Source organism: Halobellus litoreus, from assembly GCF_024464595.1.
Classification (GTDB): Archaea; Halobacteriota; Halobacteria; order Halobacteriales; family Haloferacaceae; genus Haloquadratum; species Haloquadratum litoreum.
Genome location: NZ_JANHAW010000001.1, coordinates 563,484 through 579,489, shown reverse-complemented (window position 1 = coordinate 579,489; position 16,006 = coordinate 563,484). Strand labels below are relative to the sequence as shown.

Annotated in this window: 16 protein-coding genes; 9 read left to right on the top strand and 7 right to left on the bottom strand. The window is 65.8% G+C overall.

The window, feature by feature from the left end; genetic code table 11:
- Positions 1–99: 99 nt before the first annotated feature.
- From NO360_RS02930 to NO360_RS02915, 4 genes are all read right to left on the bottom strand, one after another.
- Entirely contained in the window at positions 100–864 is a 765-nt protein-coding gene (locus NO360_RS02930; protein ID WP_256305902.1) for an ABC transporter ATP-binding protein, read from the bottom strand.
- Positions 864–1,580 (bottom strand): ABC transporter permease, encoded by a 717-nt coding sequence (locus NO360_RS02925; protein WP_256305901.1) that lies wholly within the window; start codon positions 1,578–1,580, stop codon positions 864–866. Before NO360_RS02925 ends, NO360_RS02930 begins: the two co-directional genes overlap by 1 nt.
- Positions 1,581–1,582: 2 nt before the next feature.
- Positions 1,583–2,524: an ABC transporter substrate-binding protein gene (locus tag NO360_RS02920; RefSeq protein ID WP_256305900.1), complete on the bottom strand. Its 942-nt coding sequence runs from the start codon at positions 2,522–2,524 to the stop codon at positions 1,583–1,585.
- A 465-nt stretch (positions 2,525–2,989) separates the two neighbouring features.
- Complete coding sequence (locus NO360_RS02915) at positions 2,990–3,298, bottom strand: DUF7344 domain-containing protein (protein WP_256305899.1); 309 nt, start codon at positions 3,296–3,298, stop codon at positions 2,990–2,992.
- 110 nt (positions 3,299–3,408) lie between these two features.
- On the opposite strand from NO360_RS02915, the gene NO360_RS02910 reads away from it, so the two are divergent.
- Together NO360_RS02910 and NO360_RS02905 are read left to right on the top strand one after the other, a co-directional pair.
- Entirely contained in the window at positions 3,409–4,200 is a 792-nt protein-coding gene (locus tag NO360_RS02910; RefSeq protein WP_256305898.1) for a helix-turn-helix transcriptional regulator, read from the top strand.
- Between the two features lie 53 nt (positions 4,201–4,253).
- Entirely contained in the window at positions 4,254–5,261 is a 1,008-nt protein-coding gene (locus NO360_RS02905) for a CPBP family intramembrane glutamic endopeptidase (protein ID WP_256305897.1), read from the top strand.
- A gap of 60 nt (positions 5,262–5,321) precedes the next feature.
- Here NO360_RS02905 and NO360_RS02900 read toward each other — a convergent pair whose 3' ends face one another.
- The gene (locus NO360_RS02900; RefSeq protein WP_256305895.1) at positions 5,322–5,645 is read right to left on the bottom strand and encodes a DUF5789 family protein; all 324 of its coding nucleotides are present in this window, start codon (positions 5,643–5,645) and stop codon (positions 5,322–5,324) included.
- Between the two features lie 128 nt (positions 5,646–5,773).
- Between NO360_RS02900 and NO360_RS02895 the strand changes: the two genes are divergently transcribed.
- Complete coding sequence (locus NO360_RS02895) at positions 5,774–5,986, top strand: ribbon-helix-helix domain-containing protein (protein ID WP_049985763.1); 213 nt, start codon at positions 5,774–5,776, stop codon at positions 5,984–5,986.
- A gap of 14 nt (positions 5,987–6,000) precedes the next feature.
- On the opposite strand, the gene NO360_RS02890 is transcribed toward NO360_RS02895, so the two are convergent.
- Both NO360_RS02890 and NO360_RS02885 read right to left on the bottom strand, forming a co-directional pair.
- Positions 6,001–6,417, bottom strand: coding sequence for a JAB/MPN domain protein-containing protein (locus tag NO360_RS02890; RefSeq protein ID WP_256305894.1), 417 nt, complete (start codon positions 6,415–6,417; stop codon positions 6,001–6,003).
- A 61-nt stretch (positions 6,418–6,478) separates the two neighbouring features.
- Positions 6,479–7,165: a DUF4336 domain-containing protein gene (locus tag NO360_RS02885; RefSeq protein WP_256305893.1), complete on the bottom strand. Its 687-nt coding sequence runs from the start codon at positions 7,163–7,165 to the stop codon at positions 6,479–6,481.
- A gap of 153 nt (positions 7,166–7,318) precedes the next feature.
- Here NO360_RS02885 and NO360_RS02880 point away from each other — a divergent pair, with 153 nt between their 5' ends.
- The 6 genes from NO360_RS02880 (at position 7,319) to NO360_RS02855 (ending at position 16,000) form a co-directional block, all read left to right on the top strand.
- A complete protein-coding gene (locus tag NO360_RS02880; protein ID WP_256305891.1) occupies positions 7,319–8,278 on the top strand; it encodes a DUF502 domain-containing protein in 960 nt (319 codons plus the stop codon).
- Positions 8,279–8,315: 37 nt separating this feature from the next.
- Positions 8,316–8,837 (top strand): archease, encoded by a 522-nt coding sequence (locus tag NO360_RS02875; RefSeq protein WP_256305890.1) that lies wholly within the window; start codon positions 8,316–8,318, stop codon positions 8,835–8,837.
- 103 nt (positions 8,838–8,940) lie between these two features.
- A complete protein-coding gene (locus NO360_RS02870; protein WP_256305888.1) occupies positions 8,941–10,290 on the top strand; it encodes a DUF7345 domain-containing protein in 1,350 nt (449 codons plus the stop codon).
- Between the two features lie 115 nt (positions 10,291–10,405).
- A complete protein-coding gene (locus tag NO360_RS02865) occupies positions 10,406–11,545 on the top strand; it encodes a DUF7096 domain-containing protein (protein ID WP_256305886.1) in 1,140 nt (379 codons plus the stop codon).
- Between the two features lie 120 nt (positions 11,546–11,665).
- Positions 11,666–12,079, top strand: a complete 414-nt coding sequence (locus NO360_RS02860; protein ID WP_256305884.1) for a DUF8133 family membrane protein — start codon at positions 11,666–11,668, stop codon at positions 12,077–12,079.
- A gap of 849 nt (positions 12,080–12,928) precedes the next feature.
- A complete protein-coding gene (locus tag NO360_RS02855; protein WP_256305883.1) occupies positions 12,929–16,000 on the top strand; it encodes a right-handed parallel beta-helix repeat-containing protein in 3,072 nt (1,023 codons plus the stop codon).
- Positions 16,001–16,006 lie beyond the last annotated feature (6 nt).

Genomic DNA, 16,006 nt, shown 5'->3' with positions numbered 1-16,006 from the left:
CAGTGCCCACAGCGACGGTGCTAACGCTTCCGACAGGGAGAGCGGAAAAATACGCCGGCGAGCGGGGTACCGCAGCCAGTTCTTCGGCGTCGAATATGATCAGTACACCAACTCGCCCGAGATGAATTTCCGGGTCCGATCGTCCGAGGGGTCCTCGAAAATCACTTCGGTCGGGGCGATTTCGGTAATGCGCTCGTCGAGCAGCACCGCGACGCGGTCCGCAACGCGCTCGGCCTGATGCATATCGTGCGTCGCGACGACGACGCCGATCCCCCGATTTCGAGCCTCGGAGATCGCGTCTTCGATGACCGCGGTGTTTCGCGGGTCCAGGTCCGACGTCGGTTCGTCGAGCAGCAGGACGTCCGGGTCGTAGGCCAGGGCGCGCGCGAACGACACCCGCTGGGCCTCGCCGCCCGAGAGCGAGTCGGCACGCTGGTCTATCTTGTGCGTCAACCCCACGATGTCGAGGGAGTCGCGGACGGCGTCGACGGTCCCGTTCGAGCGAACGAGCGAATCGAGTTCGTTGCGGAGCCGGTCGCTCCAGGACCTGCGGATCCGCAGACCGTATTCGACGTTGCGAGCGACCGAGCCGTCGAAGAGGCTCGCCTCCTGGAAGACCATCCCGACGCGTCGCCGGAGCGCGAGGCGTTCGGTCTCTTCGACTCCCCATACGTCCGTCCCGTCGAACTCGACGGTCCCGTCGTCCGGTTCGAGAGACAGCGCGAGCAGTCGGAGCAGCGTCGTCTTCCCGACGCCGGACGGGCCGATGATCGCGACGACCTCACCGGTGTCGACGTCGATGGAGAGGTCGCGGAAGACCCGTTCGCCCCCGAACGACTGCGACACGCCGACGGCCCGGAGCATCAGCGCTGCACCCCCTGATCGCCGAAGCGGACGACGACGGCGTTGACCGTGAGGACGAGCGCGACCAGGACGGCGCCGAGCACCATCGCGGTCTCGTACTGCCCCTGACGCGCCTCCAGTTGGATCGCGGTGGTCAGCGTTCGGGTCTTCGAGATCCCGTCCGCGCTCGTGATGTTGCCACCGACGATGAGCACGGATCCGACCTCGCTGATGGCGCGGCCGAACCCGGCCAGGATCGCCGTCGCAATGCCGTATCGCGCCTCTTTGATGACGACGAGCGCCACGTCGAGGCGCGTGCCACCGAGGACGCGTGCGGCGTCGCGAACGTTCTCGCTCACCCCGGTGATGGCCGCGAGGCTGATCGCCGTGATCGGCGGCGTCGCGAGCACGAACTGCGACATAATCATCGCCTCCTTCGTGAAGATGAGTTCCAGCGACCCCAGCGGCCCCTGATTGGAGACGGCGAAAAGCACCAGCAGGCCGACGACCACGCTGGGAAAGCCCATCCCCGTGTTGATGACCGACTTCACGAACTGTTTGCCGGGGAAGTCCGCGAAGCCCATCACGATGGCGACCGGGATGCTGAAGAGCGTACTCAGCGTCACGGCGATGACGCTCACGTACAGGGAGACGTAGATGATACTCGAGACGTAGCCCTCTCTGAACGGGAGGTCGACGACGGTCGGGAGGAGCTGTGCGGCTGGTTCGAGCGGCACGCTTACGAGTCAGTGGAGTCGCTACTCCAGCCTTCCGGAACGTACTGCTGGAAGTCGGGATTCTCCGAGACCGCCTCCGGGAAGAACAGCTGTTCCCCGTTCATCTGGTAGTTCGAGATGGCGTCCTGAGCGCCGGGGCTCGTGATCCACCCGATGTACGCCATCGCGAGGTCGTAGTTGGCGTTGTCGTGGACGCCGGGGTTGACCGCCATAATCCCGTAAGGGTTCGCGAGGATCTCCGGGCCGTCCTCGATGGGGCCCTGCACCAGAATGACCAGATCGATCTCCGAGCGCTGGGAGATGAACGTCCCGCGGTCCGCGAGCGTGTACGCGCCCTGCTGGTTGGCGATGTTCAGCGCTTCGCCCATCCCGGTGCCGGTCTCCTGATACCAGTTACCGCCCGGCTCGGTTCCGGCGGCCTCCCACAGATTGAGCTCCTTGGTGTGGGTTCCGGAGTTGTCTCCGCGCGAAACGAACGACGCCTCGGCGTCGGCGATCGCAGTGAGTGCCTCGGTCGCCGAACCCGTCCCCTGAATCCCCGCGGGGTCGCTCTCGGGGCCGACGATGACGAAGTCGTTGAACATCAGGTCCCGACGGTTGATTCCGTACCCGTTTCGCATAAACTCGTCTTCGAGGCCGCGCGCGTGAACCATCACTACGTCGGAATCCCCGTTGCGCGCGGATTCGAGTGCCGCACCGGTTCCCTGCGCGACCGCGTCGACGGAGACGCCGTACATCTCCTCGAAGTCGGGGTGAATCTCGTCGAGCAGCCCCGTGTCGTAGGTACTCGTCGTCGTGGTCAGCGTGAGCGTTTCGCCGGCAACTGCCGCCTGCGGCCCGTCCGATTCCGACTGTCCGCTCCCGCCCAACTGAGTACAGCCGGCCGCGCTCGCGAGTGCTCCCGCCCCGATCGCTGCGATGAACCGTCGACGTTGTATCGGCATAGAAACACCGTTGATCTGATATCAAATATACTTTCCGTTACTCGATTAACTTTTAGCGATTACACTGCCGGATCCCGCCCTGACTGATTCCTGCGCGTTCCACGTCGGAAATCACACGTAATCTACGGTGTCTAATCGGTGTACTGAGCACGACTCACCGAATCGGAGCGTATCGGGCGGCGGGACAACTGTTGCACGGGCCGCTGAACCCGACGAAACCAGATGCGTTCGCGCTAGCGGGATCATTTCGGACTAATTTCGCCTTCAAAACCGAGTTCCTGTATGCTATCTATCACTAACTATCGGGTGCTGACAGCGCACGCTCCACGAAGTACCCAACCGAATGTCGGGACACGAATCTGGAGCAGCAACGACGCGACTACACCCGACTGGCGGACGCGATTCAGCGAGACAGGGAACGAGTGTTCTCTCGATTACGTCGACGACTACGGAATGAGTCGCCTCTCACTCCAGATGCTCCAGGAGCGCGAGGCCGGATTCCAACTCGGGACCTCCCTCGATAAGTCGTCGATCGGCGTCGTACTCGATGAGACCGGCCACGTCGAGTTGCGGCAAATGAACGTGATACAGTTCTATCGCGGCGCGCGTGCGACTGACGGTTTTGTACGGGCCGGATTCCGAGACGCGTTCCGCCAGCTCGCTCACGGAGGTCGGACCGCTCGTCCGCCCGAGGTGCCGGAGGACGACTCGCCGCCGTTCGTTTGCCAAGGCGGTGAGGACGGCGGAGTCGTTACCGTGACGGTGTTCGGACATCGTCCCACGAGTTACTCACCCGAGAGTCGCCTACTGTGATATTGTTACCGGGAGAGCAGTTTCCCACGGTGTGAGAAAATAAAATATAATAGGATTGTTAATCGGTACCTATGGCCACGGACACGGAGATCGCCGATGCGCAGGCGCTCGTCGCCGATCGAATCGACGTTCTCACTCTGCTCGAGGGATCGCGGTTGCCGAAGCGGGAGATCGTCGACGATCTCGGTTACTCCAGGTCGACGGTCAATCGAGCGATCACCCAACTCGCCGACGCGGGACTCGTCGATGACGCTCCCCGTGGCTGTCAGACGACTTTCGTCGGGTCGCTGCTGGCCACCCAGTACAGGGCGTACAGGGAGACCGTGACCGATATTGTTCGGGCCCGCGACGTTCTCAGGGTCCTCCCGACGGAGGCCGATCTGCCAGCGACCGCCCTCAGGGACGCGGAGGTCGTCACGCCCGAGGGACCGCATCCGTACGACCCATACCACGCGGTCGAGGACGTGCTGGACAGGCCGGATGCCGACGGCGACGTTCGGGTGTACGTCCCCTCCTTTTCGAATCCACGAGGCCTCGAGCTCGCACGGCACTTGGCCCAGACGGTTCCGCTCGAGATCGTGTTCACCGACGTACTGGTCGCAGAGTTGACCGAGAACCGAACCGAGGAGGTCGAGACGTTGTGCGAGATAGACGGATTCACGGGCTATCGGACCGCCGGTGGGCCCCGATACACGCTCATCATCGCCGACTCCGAGTCGGGGACCCAGGGCGCGATCGTGACGCATACTGCGGACCGAAACCTCGGCGGAGTCATCGTCACCGACGACGCGGCGGCCCTCCGGTGGATGGAACGGCGGTACGCCGAAATCCGCGCCGAGAGTGAGCCGCTGGAACCCCTTTGACGTGTTCGCGCGACGGGGGAATTTACCATTCAGTTCGCGGATAGTTCCACACGATGCTCACACGTACCAAAGCTGTCCTCTGGAACGAGGGAGCGAGACGGATTCGGCTCCCGTGGCGGCTGGGGCTCTGGCTCGCGCTGCTGGTGCTCCTCGGACTCCTCGCGACGGCGGCGCTCGGTGTCCTCTGGGGCCGGTCGATCGAACCCCTTCTCGCACTCTTCACGCCCGGGCGACCGGGTGACCAGACGATCGTCGCGGCCCGGAACCTGCTGTTCGTTTCCTCGCAGCTGTTCGTGATGGTCGGCAGCGTCTATCTGGCCGGGCGATTCCTCGACCGCCGGTGGTTTCGCGACTTCGGTTTCCGACTCGATCGGAACTGGTGGATCGATCTGGGATTCGGGCTCGGTCTCGGGGCGGTATTGATGACGGGCGTCTTCGCTTTCGAGTTGCTGGCGGGCTGGATCACCGTCCGAGAGCTGTTCTTCATCGCACGCGCTGACTTCGCCTTCTGGCCGTGGTTCGGGTGGGGATTCGTCACCTTTCTGGCGGTGGGGGTCTACGAGGAACTGGTGTTCAGGGGATACCTGATCACGAACCTCGCCGAGGGATTCACGTGGTTCGACCGGGTCGACCGCACGGCTGCGGTCGGCATCGCCACGGTGCTCACGTCGGCGGTTTTCGGCGTCGCGCACGCCGGGAACCCGAACGCGACGCTCGCGAGCACCCTCGGCATCGTCCTCGCGGCGGTCACGCTCGCGGCCGGTTACGTGCTGACCGGCGAACTCGCAATCCCGATCGGGCTCCACGCGACGTGGAACTTCTTTCAGGGGACGGTCTACGGTTTCCCCGTCAGCGGGACGAACAACGGCGTCTCGCTCGTCGCGATCGAGCAGTCCGGCCCATCCCTCGTCACCGGCGGTGCGTTCGGCCCGGAAGCCGGTCTCGTCGGCATCGGTGCCATCGGGATCGGCCTCGCGCTCACAGTCCTGTGGGTTCGGTGGCGCACTGACGAGGTCCGGTTCGACCCGTCGCTCGTCACGCCCGAACTTCGCCATCGATAGCGACCCGCTCGGTACCTTCGGATCGAGGCGGATGCGATCGCACGGCCGACGGGAGACGATTCAGAACGGGAGCAGCGCCCGCAACTGCGAAAAGATGCCGCCACCGGAGGCGCGGTACTCCTCGAAGACGGGATGCAGCGCGTCCAGCAGTTCCCGCTCGCTGTCGAACCGGCTCGGGCCGACCGCGGCGAGGGCCTCCGAGAGCGAAACGGCGTTCCCGTTGGCGTCGTAGGGGATCGCGGGGTCGTTGAGCGCGCGGACGATCTCGTCCGTCGTCGCGGGGAACGCGAGATCCGCTTCGGAGAGATAAGGAGTGAGCGCCGCGATGCCGAACTCCAGGGAGTCGGGGTCGTCGCCGCCCTGCTGCGGTGGTCTGACAGCCATCGAAGTCCGCTACGGTTCGGGGGATGGAAAAACCCCCGGCTCCGGTCGAACGGGGCAGGACGGTGCCAGCGGTCCCGACGCCGACTCCACAGGGTTTTGTCCGCGCGTCGCCTCACACCGCTCGGACGATGACCGAGTACACGACCGTCTCGATCCCGAAGGACCTGGCCGAGCGGGTCGACGAGACCATCGAGGGGACCAGCTTTTCGAGCACCAGCGACCTCGTGCGCTTCCTCCTGCGGAGCATCGTCATCCAGTACCAGCGCGAGGGCGAGCTGACCGAGGCGCAGTTCGAGGACATCGCCGAACAGCTCGCGGACCTGGGATATCTCGACCGATAAACCGCTACGCCCGCTCACCCCGCGACCGTCTCTTCGGGCGGCTCGACGTCGAGTACGTCCAAGTTCAGTTCGCGGTCGTTGCGGTCGAAGGCCGCGCACGACTCCTCGCCCCAGGGCGGCACCGCGACCACGAGCGCGGCGGCGAAGGTGTCCTCGCGCGTCGCTTCCAGCGGCCCCTGCGGGTGGGAGACGAACCGCGCGCGCCCCTGTCCCGCGGGGGTCCCGAGATCCATCCCGAAGACGGCCGTGACCGACCCGCTCGCCTCGGGGAAGTAGAAGTGAGTGAGGACCGGCGTCTCCGGGTCGAGGTCCAGATCCGGCCCGAACCGCTCGGCCGGTGTCGACGCGAGCACGACGCTGACCGGCGAGGGTTCCTCCGCCTCGGCCATCTCCAAGAGCGCGTCAAGCAGCCCGCGCGTGATGTAGACCACGACCGGGATATCGGTCGCACAGGTGAAAACGCCGTCGGAGCGCAGCGCCCGGTCGGCGACGCTACGACAGCAACTCCCGCAGTGCGCGCCCGTAGGCCCCCGGGAGATTCGAGCGCGCGTTGTCGAGTGCGTCTCGAAGCGCCGCTCCCGCGTCCGTGGACACGCCCGCACCGTGGCCGACGAGAACCCGCTCCGGGTCGAATCCCGACAGCGCCCGCCGGGGCGGCATCGGACGCAGCATCGGGTGCACACCCAGGCGTTCCCCGGGCGCGCAGAAATACGAGACCGTTCCGACCGCCTCGGGAACGACGAGCGTCCCGTCCTCCGGGTGGTAGAGGCCGATCTCCTGCCACGGCGGGATGTCGGAGTCGCGGATGCGGAACGCCTCGAACCCCGAATCGGCCAACTCCCCTCCGAAGCGCTCGATCGGTGCATCGATCTCTCTCGCCACGCCGGTCATCCACTGCGGGACGTACACGGACGCGTCGTGCCGTCTCGCGAGCGCCCCCGCGTCGCGTTTGTGTCGGTCCAGCCCCACGACGACGCCCGCCACGTCGCCGAATTCCGAGAGCAGCCCGTCGACGTCGGGCGCGTCGACCGGGTCGACCACCCAGAGGCCGCCGTCGTCCCCAACGAGCGCGTGGCTGGCGCGCTGCATCGTCTCCCCCGGATGGGCGATCCAGCCGACGCCCCGGTCCCACCGGTCGATCTCGCGATACTCGTCGCTGTCGCCGCCCTTCATCGGCATACCGCACACTCCGGGCGCGAGGCGGTTAAAGGTCCTCGCCGGCGTCGCCTCGCCACCCGGTTGCCCGCCGTCGCAGTCCCGGCAGTCGGGGTGACTGCCCCGAGCGCGGAGCCGAGACACCTTTCAGGAACCGCTCGTACGTGGTGTATACGTATGTCTGACGCACGCCCTGACGTCCCCTCGATGCGCGGCGTTCGGCGCTCGATGTACGACGTGCTCCGCGAGGCGTTCATCTCCGGTCTCGCCGTCGTCATTCCGCTCGTGATCACGGTCGCGGTCTTCCTCTTCCTGTTCAACGCGCTCTACGGGTATCTGAACCTGTTCTCGGAGGCCATCGTCGCCCTCCCGGTGGTCTCGCTCATCCCGGAGGTACTGAACGTGAGCCCCGAGACGGTCGTCGAGGCGGCGGTGCCCGTCGTGGTCTTCGGTTCCGTCCTCGGGATCGGACTCGTGGTGAACAGCTCGCGGTACGGCGAGCGGGCGGTCGAATACTTCGACTACGTGATGGTACAGATACCCGGGGTCGGCTCCGTCTACGAGAGCTTCCGTCGGATGAGCGACGTGGTGCTCGAATCCGACGCTGAGAACTTCCGCGAGGTCAAACTGGTCGAGTTCCCGCACGAGGGCGCGTACACTATCGGGTTCGTCACGACAGAGACGCCGGAGGTGTTGCGGTCGGCCGCGGGCCACGAAGAGATGTACACGCTGTTTCTCCCGCTCGCGCCCAATCCCGTGATGGGCGGCCATCTCGTACATCTACCCGAAAGCCGGGTGATGGACGTCGAGATGAGCGTCGAGGAGGGAGTGCAGGCGATCGTCACGAGCGGCGTCGCGATGACCGACCGTGGCGACGCCGGGCTCTCGCCGGAGGAGCTGAACTCGCTGTCGTTGAACGAGGCCGGAAGCGCCGAGACCGACAGCGGCTCGGCGGCCGACTCGAACGGCGACCCGCGAACGGAGTCCACCGACGACCGGGACGACGAACCGACGCTCCGATACGACGACCGGATCGATCCCGAACACGCCGAGACACCGCGGGATCTCGTCAGGCGAACGCGTTCGAAGAACTCGGACGAGACCGACGAGACAGAGGAGGCGGACGGGAGCGGGTGACCGGAAGACACAGGCCCCCGGCGATCCCTCGATACGTATGGCCTTCGAACTTCGCGAGCACACCGCCGATATCGCCGTCGAGGCGACGGGTTCCGACCTCTCGGCGGCGTTCGGCTCGGTGGCCGACGGACTCGCCGCGGCGTCCTGCGACGACGTCGCCGAGAGCGCTGCGGGCTCGACGGGCGAGGGGTCTGTCGGAGCCGAGCCGGTGCTGCCGGAGATCGACGGCGAGACATTCGAGGTGTCCGTGACCGCCGAGAGCCCGGAGGCGCTGTTGTTCGACTACCTCGATCAGTTGATCTACGAGCGCGACGTTCGGAGCGTGCTCCCGGTCGACAACCGCGTTCGGATCGAGCGGCCGGGAGGCGGGGACGCGGACGACAGTGCGGGTACTGCGGTCGACACCGACGACGAGGCGGAGTGGTCGCTCTCGGGCACCTATCGCGGTCTCCCGCTCGCGGAGATCGACGCCAGAGAGGTCAAAGCCGTCACGTACTCGGAGATGCGGCTGGAACGGACGGAAACCGGCTGGGTCGCGTACGTCGTCTTCGACGTGTGATCGCGTCCGGTCGATCGCGCGCTCCGACCGGTGATCGCGCCCGGAGCGGCGGACGGTCCGTCTCGGAAGTTGTTTGTGCCCCCCGGGACGAGATGCCTACGAGATGACCGACCGCGCCGCGCGCCTCGTCTGTGTCGCTCTCGTCGTCGCGGCCGTTCTCGGCGGCGTCGGTGCGGCCGCTCCGAGCGCGTCGGCGCAGACGACAGAGACCATCGCGGGATCCCAGATCGCCCCGGACGACGTCTCGATGCGCATCGAACTCCGTTCGGATGGCTCCGCGGCGTGGGCGGTCGAGTACCGAGTCCGCCTCGACGACGAGAACACGACCGACGCGTTCGAGTCGCTCCGTAGTGACATTCGGGCGAACGAGTCCCAGTACACCGCGCAGTTTGGGGACCGGATGGCGTCGACGGCCGCCACCGCGGAGAACGCGACCGGCCGGGAGATGGCGATCCGGAACGTCTCGGTCACCGCGACGCGTCAGCAACTCCCCCAGGACTACGGCGTCGTCAGGTACACTTTCGTCTGGACGAACTTCGCTGCCGTCGAGGACGGTGAGATCCGCGCCGGCGACGCGCTCGCGGGGCTCTTCCTCGACGAGGAGACGTCGCTGCAGTTCGCGTGGCCCGAGGGTTACGCGCTCGACACCGTGCAGCCCGCCCCCGACGACACGCGCTCGTCCTCGCGCATCGTCGTCTGGAACGGTCCGCTCGACTTCGGACCGAACGAACCGACGCTCGTGGCCACGGAGCGGCCGCCGGGCGGCGACGAAACGGCGACTCCGACGCCCGGAGCCGCCCCGGGTGGAACAGACGGGGGCCTCGACGCGATTCTGATCGGCGCGTTCGTGCTCCTCGGTGGCGTCGTCGGCGTCGGCGGGTGGGTCCTCTACCGGCGGCGCGAGACGGGGGGGCGCGTGGGTGCTTCCGATTCTGACGAGTCCGGCGGGGCGACTGTGACAGGATCGACCGCCGGGGGGTCGACGGGGGAGACGGCCGTTGCGGACCCCTCGCCGGAAACAGCTACTGGGACGACTGAATCCACCGACGCGGTCGACGCTGACGACGGACCCGCTGAGAGTTCCGCCGCCACCTCCGAAGACGCCGAGCGGGAGGGCGCTCCGGACGGCAGCGAGACAGCCGAGGGCGACGCGGACGAGAGCGGAACGGACGAGAGCGAGGCCGAACCGGAACCGGCTCCCGCGGAGGACCGGCCCTGGGAGGACGAACTCCTCAGCAACGAGGAGCGGGTGCTCGCGCTCGTCGAGCACGAGGGGGGCCGGATGAAGCAACAGGAGGTCGCGGGGACGCTGGAGTGGACCGACGCGAAGACGAGCCAGGTCGTCCGGAAGATGCGCGACGAGGACAAACTCGACGCGTTCCGACTGGGTCGCGAGAACGTGCTCGTGCTCCCCGGAGAGGGCCTCGACCCGAGCGGTCCGGACGAGGAATGAGACCGTTTCCGGTGGAGCTGCCGCCGTGGTGCGAAAATAATCCGAGTTAAGCCGGTGAAATCCGGCGAAAGGATGTCGGATATATATGTTCGTTGGGGAGCTACGGTGGAGTGAAATGCGACCAGCATCCACGCTCCTCGTCGCGTTCGTCGTCGTGGTCGCGACCGTGCCGGTCGGGGTCGGTGCCGCGGCGTCGATCGACGCTTCGACGTCGGTCGTCGGCGGGTCGGCACCGGCTCAGGCCACGGACGACGGGACGGTGGGCCAGGCGTCGAACGAGACGGGAGGCGAGACACAGACGACGTCGGCAGCCGCGCCGAACGAAACCGCGTCCGCGGACGAGGCGAACGGTTCGACCCCGATTGCGCCGGGCGCGAAACTGGCCGGCGTGGTGGCGGTTCAGCGGACGGAGATCGATAGCGAGGTCCAATCGCGTGCGTTCGGCCAGCGAGTCGCCGCCGCCACCACGAACGACTCCAAAGCGGCGGTCATAGCCGGAACGGTCAACGACAGCCGAGAGCGGGTCGACCGGCTTCGCGACCGACTCGCCGAACTGGAGCGTGCGCACGAGTCCGGTGAACTCCCCGAGGGGCGATACCGCGCTCGCACCGCGCAGGTGACCGCCGAACTCAACTCGGTGGAAGCGCGTCTCGACCAGGCCAACGAGTCCGCGTCGTCGCTGCCGGCGTCGGTGCGGGAGGCGAACGGCATCGACCCGTCGAACATCGAGCGTCTCCGGTCGGACGCGCGGAACCTCACGGGGCCCGAAACGGCCGAGATCGCCCGTGAGATCGCAGGCAACGATCCCGGACGTGGGATGGGGAGGCCCGACAGCGCTCCCGGACGCGAGGGTGATGCACCGGGACGCGAAGGTGATGGCCCCGGACGGGAGAGTGACGCACCTGGACGCGAAGGTGATGCACCTGGACGGGAGAGTGACGTACCGGGGCGGAGTGACGAGACAGACGCTGCGAACGGGACCGAGGACCGGCGCCCCGAAGACGCCGGGAACGGCGGTGCCGAACGATCGAACGACTCCGGCGAGGGTGCCGAAGGGACCGATGACCCCGGTCGCGAGGACGCCGGTAACGACCGAAAGGAGAAGAACGCCACCCGGACCGGCGACGGCTCCGACGATTCGGACCCGTCCGAGTCCGATTCACCGGGCGATAACGACGACGGCGACGCGGCGGGGCAGTCCGACGACGCCCCCGGACGGAGCGGAGACGCTCCTGGCCGGGATCGCGGTGACTAGAGAGACGCTCACCGTTGCACTCTCACGACCAGGGACGTCGGTGCCGCGTGCGATTGGCTGAAATTCAAATCTGATACTGAAGAGGTAGCATTATGCCGATCGCGACGAATCACGGAACTGATGGAGTACGCGTACCCGATCGCGGGGTTATTCGTTGGGATGGCGCTCGTCGCCACCAGCGTCTTCACGGCGTTCGTCTACACGCCGACGACGACCTCGACGATCGACACCGTACTCACGGCGTTCACCGGCGTGACGCTTCAGGTCGGGGACTTCCTCGCCGTCGCGTCGGCGACCGCCGTCGTCTTCGACCTGCTCGCGACGCAGTTCGGCGTTCGGTTTTCCCTCGTGGTCCCGTTCGGCCTCGGGTATCTGCTCACGCACGTGATCATCTACTACTCGTCGCTGCGGATCACCGACGTCCAGAGCCAGCCGCTCGATCCGGACTTCGATTTCCGGGAGAACCCGCTTCGACTGGCCACGCTCTCGATTCCGGGCGCGTTGATCCTTCTTCCGTCGGCACGGCGACGATGAGCCGATAAGTCAAACGGCTCTTTGAGACAAGGGCGCTTTTACGTTGGTCTCCCTCGTAGTCAGCAGTGCCCAGGTTGGGCCGCCTCTGATTCGGTTCCCGCCGACGCGACCCGCTCCCGACTGCCCTCCCCCACCTCCCCTTCCCGTCGGACCGGTGGCCCGCCGACTGGGCATCCCCGCTGACGCTGCCCTCCCTCGACTCGAACGCTCCGTCACAGCGCGGTGAACGATCTGGACGAACAGAACCAAAGCGGCCACGTCACCGTTCGCTGATTGTCGCCACGTCTCCCGAGTCATCAATCCACGTGTGCGGTCCTGTCCTCGGATCGTTTCGTCGTCCGGAACAGGGTGGAGTGTCGGTCCCGTCGCTAGCGCCTGCATCGAGTTCGGTGTGCGCACGCTCGCCCGAGGGCCCTCCGGGCCGGCGTGGTGTCGACCTCGACGGTGTGCGTCTCGACCAGTCTCGGCGTCGCGACCCCGACGTAGTGACGTGTTCTTTCGACGCCTCCGAGTCCAGAACTAAAAGCGGGAACCCGGCGTGGTCAGCGCCGGTGACTGGAGACAACAGTTTCCCGCAGTAGAAAGTGATCGTTGAGAGAAAAGAGCCTTGTGCTAGTTGACATCACACCAAATACGGTTTTCTTGGCAGCGGTCCGCGCCGCCGCCTTCGTCACGCCGCTCTGCCGCCGTACAACGCTGAACAGTATCGATACTGATTCTCCCTCAGCACCTTTTTACGCCGCGGGAAAGACCGGTCACGCATCGCAGGACCGCTAGGTGATACAATTGATACGGGTTACTGACGGCTGGCAGCAGACGGTCGTGGTTGTATTCGTCGGCGCGATAGTTATGCTGTCAGTAAGTGCGCCCGCAGTTGGGGCCACAACATCAACATCAGCGGAGCCGTCCGTCACGTTCGTCGAATCCGGAATTACGACGGACACAACGTGGACGCCAGGCGATGGACCGTACCGGATCATCCAGGACATCGAGATCGAACCCGGCGCGACGCTAACAGTCGAGCCGGGGACGAGAATCGAAATGGCCGAGGACATCACCGTCTCCGTGAGCGGTTCGTTCCGAACGAACGGGACAGCCGCCCGCCCGGTGGAGATCACGCGCTCCAACGGCGCGGCAGCGGACCGTCGGTGGGCGAGTCTCCAGTACAACGGGACGGACCGGAGTGTACTCGAACTACAGCACACGACGCTTGAGGGCGGCACCACGGGCCTGACCGTGGCGAGCAGTGACGGGACAGTCGAGGTCGTCGACTCCACGATGCGTGATTTCACCACCGCCGGCCTCGAAGTCACTGAGACGACCGACGCACCGCGGATCACGGTCAAACGATCGACGTTTCGTACCATCGGGGATCACGCAATCCAGGCGAGTCCGGGCGCCGGGACGACTGATCGGGTCTCGCTGACGGCCACACCGGACACGATCGGCGCGAACGCGGAGCACACGCTCGCATTACAGCCCGGTGCCGGCGTTTCGATGGATTCGATCCACGTGGAGTATACCGCTGATGGGTCGGTCGCGTCGGTCGGCAACGAAAACATCGGACGTATCGGCCTCGACCGAGACCGAGACGGTAGCATCGAACAGTCGTTCGCCGGGTCGGTGGCGTCCGTGTCGTCGACGGCCACGCAACTTGAGATCTCCTTCTCGGAATCCGTCGAGATTCCAAGTGAGGGACAGCTGATCGTCGAATACGGGAATGCGGTAAACCCGACGACGCGCGGGATCTATCCCGTCGAGGTCCAACTCCGAGAGGAGTCAGTCTCGCAGCTCGCCGCCGGTGTCGAAGCACCGTTCGTCGTCGGAGATGTGGCGTCGCCGACCGACGCAGATATCGGACCCGACCAGCCCGCGACGCGGGTGCGCGGACTCAGGGTCCTGGACTCGACGTTCCGTGCGATCGATGGCGCGGGAGTGTTCGTCGCCGCCGACCGCGTCAGGCGGCTTCAAGCGTCTCGAAACCGGATCGCCGAGACTGACGGGAGCGGTGTCGTGGTGCGCGCCGAGAGAAGCGAGAGCTACTTCTGGAGCAACGAGATCACGGGCTCAGGGGACGGCATCCGGGTGACTACTAGCAGAGCCACGTCGGTGACAGCCAACGCGAACCGTATTCGGGACGCCCGGACCGGAATCCGGCTCCGGCAATCGGGGACGGAGAGTTTTGCCGACGCAGACATCACACTCCGGAGAAATACGCTCACGAACAACGCCGTTCACGGCGTCGGCATAGAGACCCAGAGCCTCGATCTGACTGTGGATATGTCCAACAACTCCGTTCGTGAGAACGGTCGCGAGGGGATCTACGTCTCAGGCCGGGAACTTCGGGGCGGGGGGCTCAGTGGCAACGAGGTCGTCGGGAACGGCGACACCGGCGTGTCGATCCGGACCGACATCGCAGCACGCACCCTCGACGTCGACAACAACACGATCACGGACAGCGGTGGCCACGGGCTCGACGTGCAGTCGAGCCTCCTCGTGTACGGGAGCGATTTCACCGATAACCAACTCGCGAACAACGCCGGTGCGGGGCTCGTCGTGTCCAGCCCCGTCACACATCGCGCGAACCTCTCCGTTGTGAACAACGTCGTCGCCGCAAACACCTACGGGATGGTCCTCCGGGGGGTGATTGGCACGACGATTCGCGACAATGCGATCGTCTTCAACACCAATCGCTTTGCCGACCCGGTTCGGCTTCCGGACGTCGAGCCGGGGACGGGAAGCTACGTCGCAGAGGGCGAAGCCGGTGTGATCCTCAATCAAGCGAACTCCGAGATTCAACCCTCGGAACTCGTCTCGAACCCGGCGATCGACGACCAACTCAGTGCGGTGACCGTCGGAGACGGAATCGTGGCCGTCCTCCGGACTGACGGCGTGAGTTACACACGAACCGACGGAGTGAGTGCGCTCACGATCCGCCGGGTGAGCGGCGATATTCCGACCGGAATCGGGATCCGAAAAACGGGGTCGGAGAACAGCAGCTACCGGTTCACGGAGAACGGCATCTACGGTCACAGCCGGGGGATGACGGTTGACGTTGCGCCGTTCGTCACGGCTAACACGACGGCACTCATTCTGACCGAGTCGACCCGTACCGTCCACGCCGAATCCAACTACTGGGGGAGTCAAAACGGACCATATCACTCGTCCATCCTCCCGGGAGGCGAGGGCAACCCGGTCGTCACAGAGCAGGGATGGGTCGACTTCGTTCCGTTCCGGGAGACGCCCTCCGGCCCCGAATACGCCCGCCCGACTGCGGCGCTCGACGCCCCGACACACTCACCGCCAGGCGAAGACGTGCAGCTCTCCGGGAGCGGCTCGACGAGCGCGCAGGGATCGATCGCGCGGTATCGATACCAAATCGATGGGACCGCTCAATCTAGCGAGCGCCCGAGATACACCTTCGAAATGCCGTCCCAGCGCGTCGAGGTGGGTCTCATCGTCGAAGACGGCCTCGGAATCGAGAGCACCACTACCGAAGCGGCGATCGAACCGAGAACAACACCAGCGGCGACGTCAACGCCGCCACCAGCCGAGGCAGCGACCGGAGTGACAACAGCCACGACGCCGGCATCGACACCGCCGCCGGCCGAATCGAGCCCCACACTGCTCGGCAGCCTGGGTTCGATTTGGGGACTCCTCGGCGGGATCTGCTATCTCTTAGCACTTGGTTTCGGCCTTCACGGTATGGCACTGACCGTTACGCACCGCTCTCCGCCCATCGATGGACTACAGATCCAAGCTCTCGCGGCCTTCGGGATCCTCGTCTGGATCGTTGCCGGACTGTTCGGCTCGAGCCCCTTGCTGACCGTCGGAATCACGGCTGCAGTCGCCTGGGCCCTCTTGACGGGCGCCGCATACGTCATCGCAACACGGGGCTTGCTCGAGGACGACCTTAGGTGAGTATGG